This window comes from Janthinobacterium darwini, assembly GCF_051380905.1.
Lineage (GTDB): Bacteria > Pseudomonadota > Gammaproteobacteria > Burkholderiales > Burkholderiaceae_D > Janthinobacterium.
The window spans coordinates 771,170-785,943 of the sequence record NZ_JBNYXX010000001.1 but is presented as its reverse complement, the minus strand read 5'-3'; the positions used below and the strand labels follow the sequence as shown (position 1 = coordinate 785,943).

Here is a 14,774-nt window from a genome sequence, read left to right as displayed (position 1 = left end):
CTTAAAACTCTTCCCATTCGTCGGCGCCAGACGCCACCGGCGCCTTCGGCGCGCGTGCGCGCATCGCTTCCGCTGGCGCGGCCACGGGCTGCGCTGGCGCACGCCGCACGGCGGCTTGCACGGCAGGCCGCATGGCCGTTCTTGCCGGTGCAGACGCGTTCACAGACGGGGCAGCCCTGGTGGAAACATATTGCTGCGTGGCATCAAGCTTGAATACTCCCACCACCTCGGCCAGCTTGGCTGCCTGTTCCTGCATGGATTCGGCCGCTGCGGCAGCCTCTTCCACCAGGGCCGCATTTTGCTGTGTCACCTGGTCCATCTGACCGATGGCCTGGTTGACCTGTTCGATGCCGGCGCGCTGCTCGTCGCTGGCATCGGTGATCTGGTTCATGATCTGCGTCACATGGCTGATGCTTTGCACGATCTCGTCCATGGTGCGGCCCGCCTTGTCCACCAGTTGCGAACCGGCCTCGACCTTTTGCACGGAATCGTCGATCAAGCCCTTGATTTCCTTGGCCGCCGCGCTGGAGCGCTGCGCCAGGTTGCGCACCTCGGAGGCCACCACGGCAAAGCCGCGGCCCTGTTCGCCCGCCCTGGCCGCTTCCACGGCCGCGTTCAGGGCCAGGATATTCGTCTGGAAGGCGATGGCGTCGATGACGCTGATGATATCGACAATCTTGCGCGAGGAATCGTTGATCGAACCCATGGTGCTGACCACTTCCGACACCACCACTCCGCCCTTGCTGGCGATCTGCGAGGCGTCGATGGCCAGCTGGTTGGCGCTGCGTGCATTGTCGGCATTGAGTTTCACGGTCGAGGTCAGCTCTTCCATCGAAGAAGCCGTCTCTTCCAGCGAACTGGCCTGCTCTTCCGTGCGCGACGACAAGTCCAGGTTGCCGGCGGCAATTTCGCTCGACGCCGTGCTGATCGATTCCGTGCCGGCGCGCACCTGGCCGACGATACTGACCAGTTTATCGTTCATGTTCTTCAGCGCATGCATCAGTTGCCCCGTTTCATCGTGGCTTTCCACCACGATATGGCTGGTCAGGTCGCCAGCGGAAACGGCTTCCGCCACCTGCACGGCGCGCGTGATGGGACGCGTGATCGAGCGCGTGATCCAGTATGCGCAGGCGATACCCAGCAAAATGGCGAGCGCGCCCAGCGAGATCAGCAGCAAACGGCCGTTTTCATAGCGCGAACGGATTTGCGCGGCCGCTTCGTCCAGCAATCTGGCTTCCAGCACTTCCAGCTTCTTCAGCGCCGCCAGATAAATGTCGCGCTTGGCGACCATCTCACCTTCGTACAGGCGCTTGCCCAGTTCCAGGTCGCCCGCGTTCTTGGCCTTGAACACATTCTTGCGCACTTCCGTATACGCCTTGCGCGTGCTCAGCACCTCCTGGTACAGTGCCTGCTCTTCAGTGTTCAGCTCGCTCTTGCCGATATCGTTCTGGATTTCCGTGGCGCGGGCGGACGAAACCGCCATTTCCTTTTCAAACTGCTTCTGGTGTTCAGGATCGCTGACTTTCCAGGCGGCGGCCGTGCGTGCCGCGTTCACCTCGATGACCTTGGTCCATTCGGCGATCAGGCGCTCATTGCGCACCTTGACATTGACCAGTGTATCGGTTTCCTTGCTGGCGCTTTGCATCTGCACGATGCCCACCACGGTCAGGCTCGTCAACAGGAGCAGGACGGCGGCAAAAGCGCCACCGAGACGCACGCCGATTTTGAGGTTTTTCATTGCGTGATTCCTATCTGAAAAAAAACAATGCACAGACGCCACGAAACCGACCTGCTGCTACCTAGCAATATAGCAGGCATCTGCCGTGCGGCAATCACGAACGGCGACGCAACGCTACCGCCTCGCCGGAATGGCAGCACGCCGCAGCGCACCACTTTGGAGCAGATTGTGAGTGAATCAGGATGGCATTGCAAGAAATAACATGCAGGAAAGCAACAACTGGGAGACACTATGCCGCCACGAATGGGCGGCAGGCAAGCAAGCTCAGTTTTGCTTCACATAGATCAATTTTGACGTATCGAAACCCAGCCCCCGGGCTTTCTCGATCAATCGTTGCTGCAAGCCAGCGTCCATGGTGGGCGTGCGCGACAGCAACCACAAGTATGACTTGTCGGGTCCGCTGATCATGGAATAGCTGTAATCTTGCTGGTCCAAATCAAAAACGATGTAGGAACCATAAAAGGGGCCGAAAAACGACACTTTCAGGTAGCCCACGTCTTTCTTGTCCACGAAATACGCCTTGCCTTCGGCTTCCTTCCACTTCGCATCCGTGTCCTTGTAGCCGCGATTGAGCACTTTCAGGCCACCATCCTGGCGCAGGCTGTAGTCGGCCGTCACATGGCTCAGGCCCCGTTCGAACGAGTGGTCCAGACGCGCAATCTCATACCACTTCCCCAGATAGCGGGTCGTGTCGAAGTGATTGACGGGATGAATATTCTCGGGCCGGCCCACACAGCCGGCCAGTACGAGCACACACAGGAACAGCAGTTTTTTCATGGTCTTCTCCAGATGGTGAAATCAAGGCAGCTGCATCAGGGCAGCAATGCGTGGTCGACGATGCGGCGGATCGCGCCATTATCTTGCATGCGCACGATGGCGGCATTGAATTGCTCGATAAAGTCATCACGATAAGGGTAGGCGGCCGGCCGGCGCGCCGTAAAACCCAGGTGGCCCTGCTGGCTGGCCAGCTGCGCCGTCTCCTGGATCGCCTGCATCGGCGTGCCCGGCGGCCCATAGCGCCGGATGCGCTGCAATTCCCACTGCGCCGACAGGCGGTCGCTGACATAGCAATCGATGCGCCCGCGCATCAGCTTGAGCAGATTCGTGCGCGTGCCTTTGGCCGGGTCGAGCACGATTTTTTCGGCGCGCAAGGACGCCGTCAGCGCCGCATCGCCAAGCAGGAAACCCGCGTTCACGCCGATGTGCAGGCCGCCGTAATCGGCGGGCCATTGGCGCAGTGCGCGCTTGGCCAGCACGTCCTGATTGCACAGCACCACCAGCTGCTCCATCAGCAGCGGCACGGAATAGCGCACATACGGCCGTTCGCTGCGCCACGAATACGGCGGATACAGGGCAAACGCCTCGCCCGTCTGCAGCATCAGCAGTCCCCGCTTCCAGGGCACCGGGCGCAGCTGCACCGCATACTGCGGCATCGATTGCAAGGCGACACGCACGATCTCCGTGTAGATGCCTTTCAGCTGGCCATTCTCGACGTAGGAGTACGGCGGATAATCGTCGTCACCATAGATCACCAGTGGCGTCGCAGCCCCGGCGTGCGCGCTGGCAGCGATGGACAGGCATAGCGCGGCAGGCAACATGATCATTCTGAGCATGCCCAAAGATTAGCATGGAAGCGCCAACCGCGATCAGCCGTTCGCGCTGTTCGTCCCCAGCATCTCATCGAGCTGCGCCAGGGTGCCCGAGTCCTTCACGACGGCACGCAGCCACAGGTGCAGCGGCAATTCTCCCCAGCTGGCGGCCTTGTCGGCCAGGTAGGCGACGGGACTGTGCGGCTCCGTGCGGCGGAAGAAATCGGCCACCAGGCGCAGCTGGGCCAGCGCCTGCTGGCGCTGCACGATGGCGCCCCCGCTGCTGCTGGCACCCTGGCCAGCGGCGGGCGGCGCGCCAGCGAAGTCCACGCCAGGCGACAGTGGCGCGATGAAATGAATGACGTTTTCCAGCGCTTCTCGCGCGGCGCGAAAACTCGGGCCATCGGCGCCGAAACGCGCATCGACGCTGCGTTCAAACGCCAGCAGCGACTGCATGCAGTATTGCGCATCGGCCAGCAAGCCATCGGAAAATGCGCGCGTATTCCTTTGCTGCGCCGCCTCCATCTGTGCCAGTGTCTCACCGTCGTCGTGGCGCGTATCGCCCCAGCCCTGCTCTGCACCGCCCTGCGCCAGGCTGGCCGCCGCGCGCTGGCGCGCCACATCGAAATCCTGCAGTGAAAACAGGCCATTGGCGCCTTCGGTCAACGGGATCTCGCGCAGCAACTGCGGCGTGCGCGACAGCAGCCAGAAGACATTGCCGATACGCTGTTCCTGGTCGCCCTCTTCTGCTGGCGGGTACAGACCATCCCAGTAGCGCTCGCACAGGCCAGCCAGCAGCGCGTAACCATCGCCCAGGCCGCGGAAGTGGCGTGTTTTCGCATGCGCCTCGGCCAGCCACACGGCCACGCGCAAATCCTTGCTACTCGTTGCGATCAGCTGTTCGCAGCGCGTCGCCACGAAAGGCCAGTCGGCTTCCTTCAGCGCCGTCACCCACTCGCCCTGGTCCAGGCTCGGGTCATCATGCTGGCGCGCCCGCGCGATGGCGTCGAGCTCCTGGCTGAAAGTGATGTCTTCGCCACAGGGGCTGACGGCGCTGACGGGGTGCAGCAACTGCTCCAGATTGAACATGGCGCTCTCCGGCGGTTGACGTTATTTGATGGCGTTACTTGATCGCGTATTTGAACTGCCCCTGCTTGCCGGCGCTGACGCGTATCGAGGCTATCGGCTCGCCTTCGGCCATGCGCGCCAGCACCGCTTCGGCGATCGCCGGCAGCAGGCTGCCGTTGAGGACCTGGTCGACGTTGCGCGCGCCCGAGTCGACCTCGGTGCAGCGCGCCAGCACCGCGTCGACCAGGCCCGCGTCATGGCTGAACTGCGCCTGGTGGTTGCGCGCGATGCGTGCGCCGATATGCGCCAGTTTCAGGGCGATGATCTCGGCCAGCACCGCGTCGTTCAAGGGGTAGAACGGCAGCACCTTCAGGCGCCCGAGCAAGGCCGGCTTGAAATGCGCCACCATCTGCGGACGCACCAGTTCTTCCAGCGCGGCCGGCGTGGGCAAGTCGTGCGCTGCCCGGTTCAGGCAGGCGGCCATCATGGCGCCGGCGCCCAGGTTCGAGGTGGCGATGATGATGGTGTTGCGGAAATCGACTTCGCGCCCTTCAGCGTCATCGAGCACACCTTTGTCGAAGACCTGGAAGAACAGTTCCAGCACGTCGGGATGGGCCTTTTCCGCTTCGTCAAGCAGCACCACGCTATAGGGCTGGCGCCGCACGGCTTCCGTCAGCACGCCGCCCTCGCCATAGCCGACATAGCCGGGCGGCGAGCCTTTCAGGCCGGCCACGCTGTGCGCCTCCTGGTATTCGCTCATGTTGATGGTAATGAGCTTGCGCTCGCCGCCATACAGCAGGTCGGCCAGCGCCAGCGCCGTTTCCGTCTTGCCCGTACCAGACGGCCCCGTGAACAGGAACACGGCTTGCGGCTTGTTCGGGTCGTCCAGGCTGGCGCGCGCCGTGCGCACGCGCTGCGCCACCGCCGCGATAACGTGGTCCTGTCCCAGCACCCGTTCGCGCAGCGCCCCATCCAGGGTCTGCACCGTGCGGATCTCGTCCTTGAGCATTTTCCCCAGCGGGATGCCGGTCCAGCCGGCGACGATGCCGGCCACCACCTGCGCATCGACTTCCAGCGGCGACAGAGGCGCCTCTCCCTGCAGGGCCGCCAGCTCTTCCTTCAGCGCCAACAGCCTTACCGCGCCGGCCTCGCCCGGCCGCTCGCCGCGCAGCTGCGCGCGCAGTTCGCCGATCTGCGCCACCAGCGCCTTTTCGCGCTCCCAGCGCTGCGCCAGGGCCGCGACCGCCGCCTGTCCTTCCTCATGCTCGCGCCGCAGTTGCGCCAGGCGCGCGGTACCGGCTTTATCGGGCGCTTCGCCGTCACTTGCCTCGCGGGTCAGGGCGGCGATTTCCGCGCCGATGCGTTCCTGCCGCCGGTTTGCGTTTTCCAGCTGGGCCGGCGTGGCGCACTGGCCCAGCGCCACCTTGGCGCACGCCGTATCGAGCACGCTGATGGCCTTGTCGGGCAACTGGCGCCCGCTGATGTAGCGGTGCGACAAGCGCACCGCCTCGACGATGGCGGCATCGCGCACGCGGGTGCCGAAATGGCGTTCCATTAGCGGCGCCATGGCGCGCAGCATGGCGCAGGCGACATCTTCGCTCGGCTCCTCCACCTTTACCACCTGGAAGCGCCGTGCCAGTGCCGCATCCTTTTCAAAATATTTTTTGTACTCGCTCCAGGTAGTGGCGGCAATCGTGCGCAGGGCGCCGCGCGCCAGCGCCGGCTTGAGCAAATTGGCCGCATCGTTCTGCCCCGCCTGGCCACCGGCGCCGATCATGGTGTGCGCCTCGTCAATGAAGAGGATGATGGGATGCGGGCTTTTCGTCACCTCGTCGATAACATTCTTCAATCGGCTTTCGAATTCTCCCTTCACGCTGGCGCCAGCCTGCAGCAAGCCCATGTCGAGCGCGTGGATGCGCGCCCCCTGCAGCACCTCGGGCACGTCGCCGGCGGCGATGCGCAAGGCCAGGCCTTCCACCACGGCCGTCTTGCCCACGCCCGCCTCGCCCGTGAGAATGGGATTATTCTGGCGCCGGCGCAGCAGGATATCGACGGCCTGGCGTATCTCCGCCTCGCGGCCGATGACGGGATCGAGCTTGCCGTCGCGCGCCAGTTGCGTCAGCTCGGTGGTGAACTGGTCCAGCGCCGGGGTTTTGCTGGCCAGGGTCGCAACAGGATCGTCGGGTGTGCCGGAAAGCTGCGGCACGGCCGCGCTTTCCTCCTCGGAGCCGGCCGTCAGCCTGTCTGGATGGTGCTTCAATTGTTCCACGCTGAAGCGGGCGAACAGCTTCGAACCCCGATACGCGAGCTGCGACAATTCCGGGTCCGTCAGCAGCGCCAGCAACAGATGGCGGCTGCGAATGGGTCCCGACTGCGCCGTATCGAGCGAGGCGACCAGCCAGGCATGTTCGAACAACAACGGCAAATGGGGCGAAAACACGGGAGTGCGCGCACTGCCCGTCCGGAAGCTGCCGATCTCGCGGCGCAGGTCCGACTCCAGCGCCGTCAGACTGATTTCACTACGCCGCGCGATGGTGACGAAATCGCTGCGCTCCTGCTCCAGCAGCGCCAGGAACAGGTGTTCGATATCGACTTCGTACTGGCCCAGTCCCACGCAGATGCCGGCGGCGCGGGTGGCGGCCGTGCGCGCCGTGTCATTCAGTTTGGCGATCAGGGTTTTCAAATGATTGCTCATGCGGCGGCTCCCTTGCGGTTGATCGAATAGCGCAACGACGATGGCTGCAGCACGGCGTCGAAATTGACCGTCTCGCCGGCGGACATCACGGCCAGTGAGCCGCTGATGACAAAGCCGACGCGGTTGATGCTGCCCGCTTCGCGCTCCAGGCGGGCGCGCACATTGCGCAGGCGCGGTTCGTGGCGTTCGATTGCTGCCTTCAGCGCGGCGCAGATGCGTGCGCGGTCATCGCTGCTGGACAAACACATGCCGGCGAAATCGATCAAGCCATAGTTGACGATGGAGGCCGCGCATTCCGGATAGGCGTCGAGCGCGCCGGGCGGCAGGGCCACGCGCGTGTTGAGCAACTCTTCCAGGTCGCGCGCCACCGCATCCTTCAATTGTTCCAGCGACAGGCGTGCCGCCACGCCGCCCGCCGCCGCACCGCCGTCGCCCATCAGGCGGTCGAACAGGCCAGGTACAAAACTGTCCATGCGCTCTCCTGAAAAGTCGGCGCGACGCGCAGGCGAAGGTGGCCGCCGCGCGCCGCGCACGATGGATCAAGCCACGCGGTTCGCGGCCAGGTCCCAGCCGCCCGAGGTATTGCCGCCGGCGCCGCCCGTCACTTTTTGCTGCGTGTATTTCCACTTCACTTTCGAGAACTTGAAGCCGACGTGTTCACCCAGGATATCGCCCTCTTCCACGTTCGGCGTCACGGCGCCGATCAGCACATTCTCGATTTCGATTTCAAAGTACTTGACGCGCTCTCCCTGGCCGTCGGCGCGCATGAATTCGAAGCGCGCCTTTGGAATGGTCTTGCCGGCCGAGCAGGTCTGCAGCAGCACCGGTGAGGCCAGGTCGGCCAGCTTGGAGATGACGATGTCCTTGTGCTCGCAGCGTTCGGCCGTATGGCCGCCGCCCGTCGAGGCGGTGGCGGACTTCGGCTGCTCGACGCTCCAGTTGACCGATTTGCACTCGATCCAGTCCTTGTGCTTGTCATCGGTGGACTCGCCCTTGATGCCGTCTATCTGCAGATATACATCGATTGCCATGGTGTGCTCCTCTGGTTGAAAGATGGGTGAATCAGGAATTGGTCGACTTCGGCAACTCCGCGACCAGTCGGAGCGAAACGGATAATTCATCGAGCTGGAAGTGCGGCCGCAGGAACGACACGGCGCGGTACACGCCGGGCCGGCCCGACACTTCCTGCACTTGCACGGATGCCTCGCGCAGGGGGAACTGCGCCTTCTGCTCCTGGCTGGCGTTATCGTCGAGCAGCACGTACTGCATCAGCCAGCGATTCAGGAAGTCTTCCACGTTGGAGGCGGCGGCAAAGCTGCCGATCTTGTCGCGCATCATGGCCTTCATGTAATGGGCAATGCGCGAGACGGCGAAGATGTACTGCAGCTGCGACGACAGCACCGCGTTCGCATTGGCCGCGTCGCTTTTGTACTTGCGGCTTTTCTGCGCCGACTGGGCGCCGAAAAACGCCGCATACGCCGTGTTCTTGCAGTGCACCAGCGAGATGAAGCCCAGGTCCGACAACTCCTTTTCGCGGCGGTCAGTGATCGCCACTTCGGCCGGGCATTTCAGGGCCACGTCCCCCTCGTCCGTCTTGAAGGTGTGGGTGGGCAGGTCGTCCACCAGGCCGCCGCCCTCCACGCCGCGGATGGCGGCGCACCAGCCATAATCGGCAAAGGCGCGCGTGAGCTTGCAGCCGAATGCATACGCGGCGTTGCACCACAGGTATTTGTGATGGTCGCTGCCATCGACTTCCTCGATAAAGTTAAAACCTTCAACGGTGGTGCCATCGACGGGATTGAAGGGCAGCCGGCCCAGGAAGCGGGGCAAGGTCAGGCCCACGTAGCGTGCGTCCTCGGATTCGCGGAAGGCCTTCCACTTCGCGTACTCGATGGTGTCGAACACCTTGGCCAGGTCGCGCGGCTTGCCCAGGTCACCGTAGCTTTCCAGGCCAAACAATTCCGGCGCGGCCGAGGCGATGAACGGTGCATGCGCGGCGGCAGCGATGTGCGACATCTGCTCGACGAAATACATGTCTTCCGGCTGGCGCGAGATGGCGAAGTCTCCCAGCAGCGCGGCGAACGGCGCGCCGCCGAAGGTGCCAAATTCCTCTTCGTAGACCTTCTTGAACATGCAGCTCTGATCGAACTCCAGCGCCGCCTGGAAATCCTTCACCAGTTCGCGCTTGGTGGCGTTGAACATGCGGATCTGCAGGCGCGTGCCCGTATCGGAGTTGCCGACCAGGTAGCGCAGCCCCGTCCAGCTTTGTTCGAGCTGCTGGAACGGCGCCGCGTGCATGATTTCGCTGAGCTGGGAGGAGATCAGGCGGTCGATTTCCGCCACGCGTGCGTCCAGGGTGGCCGACAGGCTGCTGGACATCAGCACCGTGCCGTCAAGCACCTGCGCCACCAGTTCCGAAATGAGGTCGCGTGCGCGCGCATGTTCGGCGCCCGACTTGGCGACGCGGCTTTGCTCGACGATCTGGTCCAGCAAGTCGGTCGCCACCGGCGCATCGGATGCGGATACTGCAAGGGCTTCTGCATGGGCGCTCATCTCAATCCTCCTGCGTCGGGAAGCGCGGTTTCAGGGTGGCCAGGCTGTCCGTGTTGTTCAGCACCTCCGTCAGCAAATCTTCCAGCTTGTCATTGCCGGCCAGCTTGTTGCGCAAGTCGGCCAACTTGGTGCGCGCCTCGAGCAGCTTGCGCAAGGGGTCGACCTGGCGCACCACGGATTCCGGGCGAAAGTCATCCATCGAGCGGAAGTGCAGGTCGACGGCGAACGTGCCACCCGCCTCGCTCATGCGGTTCGGCACGGCGAAGCGGGCCACCGGCTCCACGCCGGCCAGCACTTCGTCGAAGTTTTCGTGGTCGATGGCGACGAACTTGCGGTCCTTCAGGCGTTTTTTCTCATTGTCAGAATTACCGCCAAAGTCACCCAGCACACCGACCACGAAGGGCAGCTCCTTGTTTTCAATCGCGTCGCCAATCTCGACGTCATAGGTCATTTGCACGCGCGGGGCGCGTATCTTTTGCAGGCGTTTCTGCACGCTGTCGGACTTGGACATGTCGCTTCCTTTGCAAGGAGATGGTGGGGATGCTGGCTTATTTCAGGCCGCTGAACGGATCGGCCCCGCTGGCTGGCGCTGCCGCGCCCTTCGCCGCCGGCGTGCCGGAACCGGCTGCGCGCTTGCCGGCCGCCGCCGGGCGCCTGGCCGGCGGCACCAGCACATCTTCGCCGATGCTTGCGCGCAGCAGCTTGGCCAGATCCTGCGCTTCCGAGCGCAGCGAGCCATTCAGATTGTTTTGCCGCGACAGATCGGCCAGCGCCTTGCCGGACAGGCGCAAGCCGCTGACGGCGACGATGCTGTTGGCAACCTTGTCGTCCGGGTCGCGCTCCAGCGCTTCGAGCGCATGGCCGATGGCGTCGCCGTACTGACCACGGTCGAACTTCATCTGCGCCATTTGCAGCCACGGCGCCTTGTCGGCCGGGTAGCTGCTGCCGCCGCGCTGAAGCAGGATCATGGCGCGCTCGTACTGGCCGGCGCGCGCGGCAGCATCGGCGTCGCTCATCACTTGTGCCAGGGTGGGCGCGGCAGGTTTCTTGGGCGCCGGCTGGTCTGGCGTGGCGCAGGCGGCCAGCAGCAAGGCGCTGGCGAAGCAGGCAATACGGGGCAACATGGTGGCTGGCTTCATCGGGCATTCCTTCACGTGGAGGACGCTACCGCTGGGAAAAATGGGCGGCGCCTTGGTGGAGGCCATTATTGATCGCCAATTTTCATGGCAGATTGAGATTAATCAGCAAAGAAGAAGTTCCACATCACAGCCACGTGCAGCCGCCTGAATCCTGATCTGGCGCAGGAACTGCGTTGAACGCAGGCGGACTTTGCGCCAACGCAAGCAGGCCGCCGGTGCATGCGTTTAAATGACTGCAACACTTTTATTTCCACCCTCCATTCTTAAAAAGAAAACCCATGCCACCTGACGCCCCGCTCCGCCGCCTGGCGCGCGCCACCCCGCTACTGCTGCTGGCCTTGCTGCAAGCCGGCTGCGCGGGCGGCGCCATCGGCACCCTGGCCAACGCGGCGCTGCAAATGGCCGGCGTGGCCAAGCCGCCGCCCGAACTGCCTGACGCGCAAAAACCACCGCGCAATGTCAGCATCCGCCTGCACGCGGCGCAGCGCATCTACACCGATGCCGAAGGCCGGTCGCTGGCGCTGGTGGCGCGCATCTACAAGCTGCGCCAGAGCGCCGCCTTCGAGCAGGCCCACTACGACAGCTTCCTCGACGCGCAGCGCGAAAAGGCGGCGCTGGGCGCCGACCTGCTGGAAGTGAAGGAAGTGCTGCTGGTGCCGGGCCAGCGCTACGAAGTTCTGGAAAAAGTCAGCGGGGAAGCGTATTTCATCGGCGTAGTGGCCCTGTTCCGCGCGCCTGCGGCACAGCGCTGGCGCGCCACCTTTGCCGCCGCAGATGCGGAACGCGGCGGCATCACCGTCGGCCTGCACGCCTGTGCGCTCAGCGTCACTGGCCTGGCCGGCATGGACAGCGGCATGGTGCCGCTGTCCGCCCTGCGCTGCCAGTAACGGAGCAGCGGCACGCCACACATTCAAGGAGAAACGAGATGGGCATGGCAGCGAAAGTCTTGTGGGGAGAAGGCCTGTTCCTGCGGCCGCAGCATTTCCAGCGCCAGGATCAGTATCACGAAGCGCGCCTGCATCACACGGCCAGCGCGCTGCATCCCTACCTGTGGGGCGTGGCGCAGCTGCAGTGGGATCTGGCGGGGCTGAAGACGGGCACCCTGCGCCTGCAGGCCCTGTCGGCGATCTTCCGCGACGGAGAAGTGTTCGAGGCGCTGGGCGACGGTGCGCCCGGCAGCGATACGCTGCCCCCGCCGGTGGACCTGGAAGCGCTGCCGCCTGCGGTTCAGGAAGTGACGTATTACGCGGCGCTGCCCATCCTCAACCGCGAAGGCATGAATTGCACGGCGCAGACGTCAAAGACAGGCACGCCTGCAGCCACGCGCTTTGCGCATGCCATGCGCGCCACGCCCGACCTGTTTACGGAGTCCACCGTAGCCGACGTGGCGTATCTGAAGAAAACCGTGCGCCTGATTCCCGACAGCGAGGCGCGCGGCTCCTACGACTGCCTGCCGCTGATCGCCCTGCGGCGCACGGTGTCGGGCGGCTTCGAGCCCGTGCCATCGTTCATGGCGCCCAGCCTGGCGATCGCGGGCGCGCCGCGCCTGCAGGGCGTGCTGGAACACTTGCTCGACGCATTGCAGGCGAAAGTGAGCGCGCTGCACGGCCACCACCGCGAGCCGAGCCGCAACGTGATCGAGTTCCGCTCGGGCGACGTGTCCTCGTTCTGGTTGCTGCACACGGTCAGCGCGGCCGCCGCCGCGCTGATGCACTATGTGCGCCATCCGGCCCTGCATCCGGAGCGCCTGTACGAAGCGCTGCTGGGACTGGCGGGCGGCCTGCTCAGCTACTCCAGGCATTACACCCTGGCCAGCCTGCCCGCCTACGACCACGCGCAGCCGAGCGCCTGCTTCGATGCCATCGACGGCATCATTCGCGAACTGCTCGACACCGTCATCTCGTCGAAGTATTTTTCCATCGCCCTGCTTGAGGACAAGCCGTCGTATTACCTGGGCAAACTCGATTCGGACAAGATCGACCAGCACACCACCTTGTACCTGGCGATTCGTGCCGCCATGTCCGCCATCGAACTGGTTGACGTGGTGCCGCTGCGCGTCAAGGTGGGCGCGCCCGACGACGTGGAAAAATGCGTGCTGACAGCCATGCCCGGCCTGAAACTGTCGCACGCGCCGCAAGTGCCGGCCGCCATTCCCGTGCGCCCCGAAACCTATTATTTTGCGATTGAAAACCGCGGCGCGCTATATGAGCAGATGCTCAAGGCGCAGTCAATTTCCGTGTACGTGCCGGCAGGCATACGCGACCTGCAGCTGGAACTGATCGCGGTGACGGCATGAGCCAGCTCATCGAACGGCGCGCGGCGCCATCCCTGCTGGGCCCCCGCAGTGCCGCCCCTGCGGGCAGCAGCCGGCATGCCGGCAGTGCCCTGCCGGACCTGATGCACGAAGGCTTTTACATGCTGTTCATGCTGAAGCACGGTTCGGCGCCCGGCGACGAACAGAGCTTCATGGACCGCATCACGGCCTTCCTCGACGACTTCGAACGCGAAGCGAAAAAGATCCGCGCCGACGGCGACGATATCGAAGCGGCCAAATATGCATTCTGCGCGGCGGTCGATGAAATCATCCTGGCCTCGCCTTTCGACCTGCGCAAGCAGTGGGAGCGGCGCCCGCTGCAGCTGCTGATCTTTGGCGACCAGTTGGCGGGCGAACACTTTTTCGATCGCCTCGACGCCCTGCGCGGCAAGGGACCCATGCGCGTGCAGGCGCTGCAGGTTTTCCATATGTGTTTGTTGCTGGGATTCCAGGGCAAGTATGCGATCGACGGCGGCGAAAAACTCAGCTACCTGACGGCACGCCTGGGCGACGAGATTGCCCACATCAAGGGCAAGAGCCGTGGCTTCGCGCCGCGTGCGGAACGCCCCGACCAGGTGATCAACAAACGCGGCAGCGACGTGCCGCTGTGGGCGTTGTTGAGCTTTTTCGCCCTGCTGGCCATCTGCGCTTACCTCGGCCTGAAAACGCATCTGACGCGCAACACGCAAACGACTCTGGCCTCGTATGCAGACCTGGTCAAACTGGCGCCGCGCCCAGCACACCTGACCATCACCCTGCCCTGAACACCTCACAAAACCTACTGCGCGTCGGTTTAGGCGGCCTGCGATGCTCACCGTGCTCTAGCACGGTTGCGCTTCTCGACCGCCTCTCCCTTCCGCTCGCTACGGTTTTGTGAGGTGTCAACCCAATCTATTGCGCGATCCTGAACTCGATGCGCCGGTTTCTCGCCCGGCCATCGGCCGTGGCGTTGCTGGCCACGGGACGGTCAGGCCCCTGGCCCGACACCAGCACCGAATCGGCCCCGACGCCCTTGCTGGCCAGGTGGGCACGCACGGCTTCGGCGCGCGCCTGGCTCAGGGCCACATTGCTGGCGCGCAGGCCCGTATCGTCCGTGTGGCCGATCACCTCCACCTTGCGGCCCCGCAACTTGAGCATGACGGCAGCCATTTCGTCGAGGATGGCCAGGCCGGCCGGCGTAATGGACGCCTTGCCGCTGTCGAATTCGATGATGCGTTTATCCAGTGCAGCATCGAGCAAGCCCTGCTCGGCCTCGGCCGCCCTGACCCGCAAACCATTGCTGACGATGTAGGTGGGATTGAGGCTGGTGGCGATGTCGCTGGCGATCTGCTGGCGCTGCGCCTCGTTCGCCACCTCGCCGCGCACGCTGACGTCGTTGCCGGCTATGCTGATCTGCCCCCGTGAAATGAGCTTCAGGTTCGGCGCGATGAGCTTTTGCACGTAAGCGTTCCAGTTGGCCGGCATGGCAACGTTGCCGATGGCGATCTGGTCGACCACGCGCTCGGCGCCATACAGTTCGCGCAGTCGGGCCAGCACGGCAGCCTTGCCCGCCTCGTCGGCCAGGGTGCCCGTGACGAGGATTTGCCCCGGCATCGGCGTCTGGGGCGCCTGGGCCTGGGCGTGGCAGGAAGTGGCTGCAGGAAGCAGCAGCGGCAGCAGGAAAATGTGTGACTTCATC

14 protein-coding genes are annotated in these 14,774 nt (G+C 64.1%); 3 read left to right on the top strand and 11 right to left on the bottom strand.

Going from position 1 to position 14,774, the window contains the following annotated elements:
- Window position 1: 1 nt before the first annotated feature.
- From ACQ4WZ_RS03520 to ACQ4WZ_RS03475, 10 genes are all read right to left on the bottom strand, one after another.
- The gene (locus ACQ4WZ_RS03520) at window positions 2–1,738 is read right to left on the bottom strand and encodes a methyl-accepting chemotaxis protein (RefSeq protein WP_436572593.1); all 1,737 of its coding nucleotides are present in this window, start codon (window positions 1,736–1,738) and stop codon (window positions 2–4) included.
- Between the two features lie 264 nt (window positions 1,739–2,002).
- Window positions 2,003–2,515, bottom strand: coding sequence for a lipocalin family protein (locus tag ACQ4WZ_RS03515; RefSeq protein ID WP_133990111.1), 513 nt, complete (start codon window positions 2,513–2,515; stop codon window positions 2,003–2,005).
- Between the two features lie 35 nt (window positions 2,516–2,550).
- Complete coding sequence (locus ACQ4WZ_RS03510; RefSeq protein WP_436572592.1) at window positions 2,551–3,336, bottom strand: substrate-binding periplasmic protein; 786 nt, start codon at window positions 3,334–3,336, stop codon at window positions 2,551–2,553.
- 48 nt (window positions 3,337–3,384) lie between these two features.
- Window positions 3,385–4,416, bottom strand: coding sequence for a type VI secretion system protein TssA (gene tssA / locus ACQ4WZ_RS03505; RefSeq protein WP_436572591.1), 1,032 nt, complete (start codon window positions 4,414–4,416; stop codon window positions 3,385–3,387).
- 34 nt (window positions 4,417–4,450) lie between these two features.
- Window positions 4,451–7,090, bottom strand: coding sequence for a type VI secretion system ATPase TssH (gene tssH, locus ACQ4WZ_RS03500; RefSeq protein WP_436572590.1), 2,640 nt, complete (start codon window positions 7,088–7,090; stop codon window positions 4,451–4,453).
- Window positions 7,087–7,563 (bottom strand): type VI secretion system baseplate subunit TssE, encoded by a 477-nt coding sequence (tssE, locus tag ACQ4WZ_RS03495; protein WP_436572589.1) that lies wholly within the window; start codon window positions 7,561–7,563, stop codon window positions 7,087–7,089. The genes tssH and tssE overlap by 4 nt, the downstream gene beginning before the upstream one ends.
- Before the next feature lie 66 nt (window positions 7,564–7,629).
- Complete coding sequence (locus ACQ4WZ_RS03490; protein ID WP_101482127.1) at window positions 7,630–8,121, bottom strand: Hcp family type VI secretion system effector; 492 nt, start codon at window positions 8,119–8,121, stop codon at window positions 7,630–7,632.
- 31 nt (window positions 8,122–8,152) lie between these two features.
- Window positions 8,153–9,643 (bottom strand): type VI secretion system contractile sheath large subunit, encoded by a 1,491-nt coding sequence (gene tssC, locus ACQ4WZ_RS03485; protein ID WP_436572588.1) that lies wholly within the window; start codon window positions 9,641–9,643, stop codon window positions 8,153–8,155.
- A gap of 1 nt (window position 9,644) precedes the next feature.
- Window positions 9,645–10,154, bottom strand: a complete 510-nt coding sequence (gene tssB / locus ACQ4WZ_RS03480; RefSeq protein ID WP_101482129.1) for a type VI secretion system contractile sheath small subunit — start codon at window positions 10,152–10,154, stop codon at window positions 9,645–9,647.
- A 37-nt stretch (window positions 10,155–10,191) separates the two neighbouring features.
- Window positions 10,192–10,782, bottom strand: a complete 591-nt coding sequence (locus ACQ4WZ_RS03475; protein ID WP_243857991.1) for a hypothetical protein — start codon at window positions 10,780–10,782, stop codon at window positions 10,192–10,194.
- A gap of 278 nt (window positions 10,783–11,060) precedes the next feature.
- On the opposite strand from ACQ4WZ_RS03475, the gene tssJ reads away from it, so the two are divergent.
- From tssJ to icmH, 3 genes are read left to right on the top strand one after another with little or no spacing between them, the layout of a single operon-like run.
- Window positions 11,061–11,669, top strand: coding sequence for a type VI secretion system lipoprotein TssJ (gene tssJ / locus ACQ4WZ_RS03470; RefSeq protein WP_436572587.1), 609 nt, complete (start codon window positions 11,061–11,063; stop codon window positions 11,667–11,669).
- A gap of 38 nt (window positions 11,670–11,707) precedes the next feature.
- The gene (tssK, locus tag ACQ4WZ_RS03465; RefSeq protein WP_436572586.1) at window positions 11,708–13,078 is read left to right on the top strand and encodes a type VI secretion system baseplate subunit TssK; all 1,371 of its coding nucleotides are present in this window, start codon (window positions 11,708–11,710) and stop codon (window positions 13,076–13,078) included.
- Window positions 13,075–13,860, top strand: a complete 786-nt coding sequence (icmH, locus tag ACQ4WZ_RS03460; RefSeq protein ID WP_436572585.1) for a type IVB secretion system protein IcmH/DotU — start codon at window positions 13,075–13,077, stop codon at window positions 13,858–13,860. The genes tssK and icmH overlap by 4 nt, the downstream gene beginning before the upstream one ends.
- Before the next feature lie 127 nt (window positions 13,861–13,987).
- Here icmH and ACQ4WZ_RS03455 read toward each other — a convergent pair whose 3' ends face one another.
- A complete protein-coding gene (locus ACQ4WZ_RS03455; protein ID WP_101482134.1) occupies window positions 13,988–14,773 on the bottom strand; it encodes an OmpA family protein in 786 nt (261 codons plus the stop codon).
- Window position 14,774: the final 1 nt, after the last annotated feature.

Coding starts and splice junctions, on each gene's coding strand:
- tssB (WP_101482129.1), bottom strand. CDS start 10,154: ATGTCCAAGTCCGACAGCGTGCAGAAACGCCTGCAAAAGATACGCGCC.
- ACQ4WZ_RS03490 (WP_101482127.1), bottom strand. CDS start 8,121: ATGGCAATCGATGTATATCTGCAGATAGACGGCATCAAGGGCGAGTCC.
- icmH (WP_436572585.1), top strand. CDS start 13,075: ATGAGCCAGCTCATCGAACGGCGCGCGGCGCCATCCCTGCTGGGCCCC.
- ACQ4WZ_RS03510 (WP_436572592.1), bottom strand. CDS start 3,336: ATGTTGCCTGCCGCGCTATGCCTGTCCATCGCTGCCAGCGCGCACGCC.
- tssC (WP_436572588.1), bottom strand. CDS start 9,643: ATGAGCGCCCATGCAGAAGCCCTTGCAGTATCCGCATCCGATGCGCCG.
- ACQ4WZ_RS03515 (WP_133990111.1), bottom strand. CDS start 2,515: ATGAAAAAACTGCTGTTCCTGTGTGTGCTCGTACTGGCCGGCTGTGTG.
- tssA (WP_436572591.1), bottom strand. CDS start 4,416: ATGTTCAATCTGGAGCAGTTGCTGCACCCCGTCAGCGCCGTCAGCCCC.
- tssK (WP_436572586.1), top strand. CDS start 11,708: ATGGGCATGGCAGCGAAAGTCTTGTGGGGAGAAGGCCTGTTCCTGCGG.
- tssH (WP_436572590.1), bottom strand. CDS start 7,090: ATGAGCAATCATTTGAAAACCCTGATCGCCAAACTGAATGACACGGCG.
- tssE (WP_436572589.1), bottom strand. CDS start 7,563: ATGGACAGTTTTGTACCTGGCCTGTTCGACCGCCTGATGGGCGACGGC.
- tssJ (WP_436572587.1), top strand. CDS start 11,061: ATGCCACCTGACGCCCCGCTCCGCCGCCTGGCGCGCGCCACCCCGCTA.
- ACQ4WZ_RS03520 (WP_436572593.1), bottom strand. CDS start 1,738: ATGAAAAACCTCAAAATCGGCGTGCGTCTCGGTGGCGCTTTTGCCGCC.
- ACQ4WZ_RS03475 (WP_243857991.1), bottom strand. CDS start 10,782: ATGAAGCCAGCCACCATGTTGCCCCGTATTGCCTGCTTCGCCAGCGCC.
- ACQ4WZ_RS03455 (WP_101482134.1), bottom strand. CDS start 14,773: ATGAAGTCACACATTTTCCTGCTGCCGCTGCTGCTTCCTGCAGCCACT.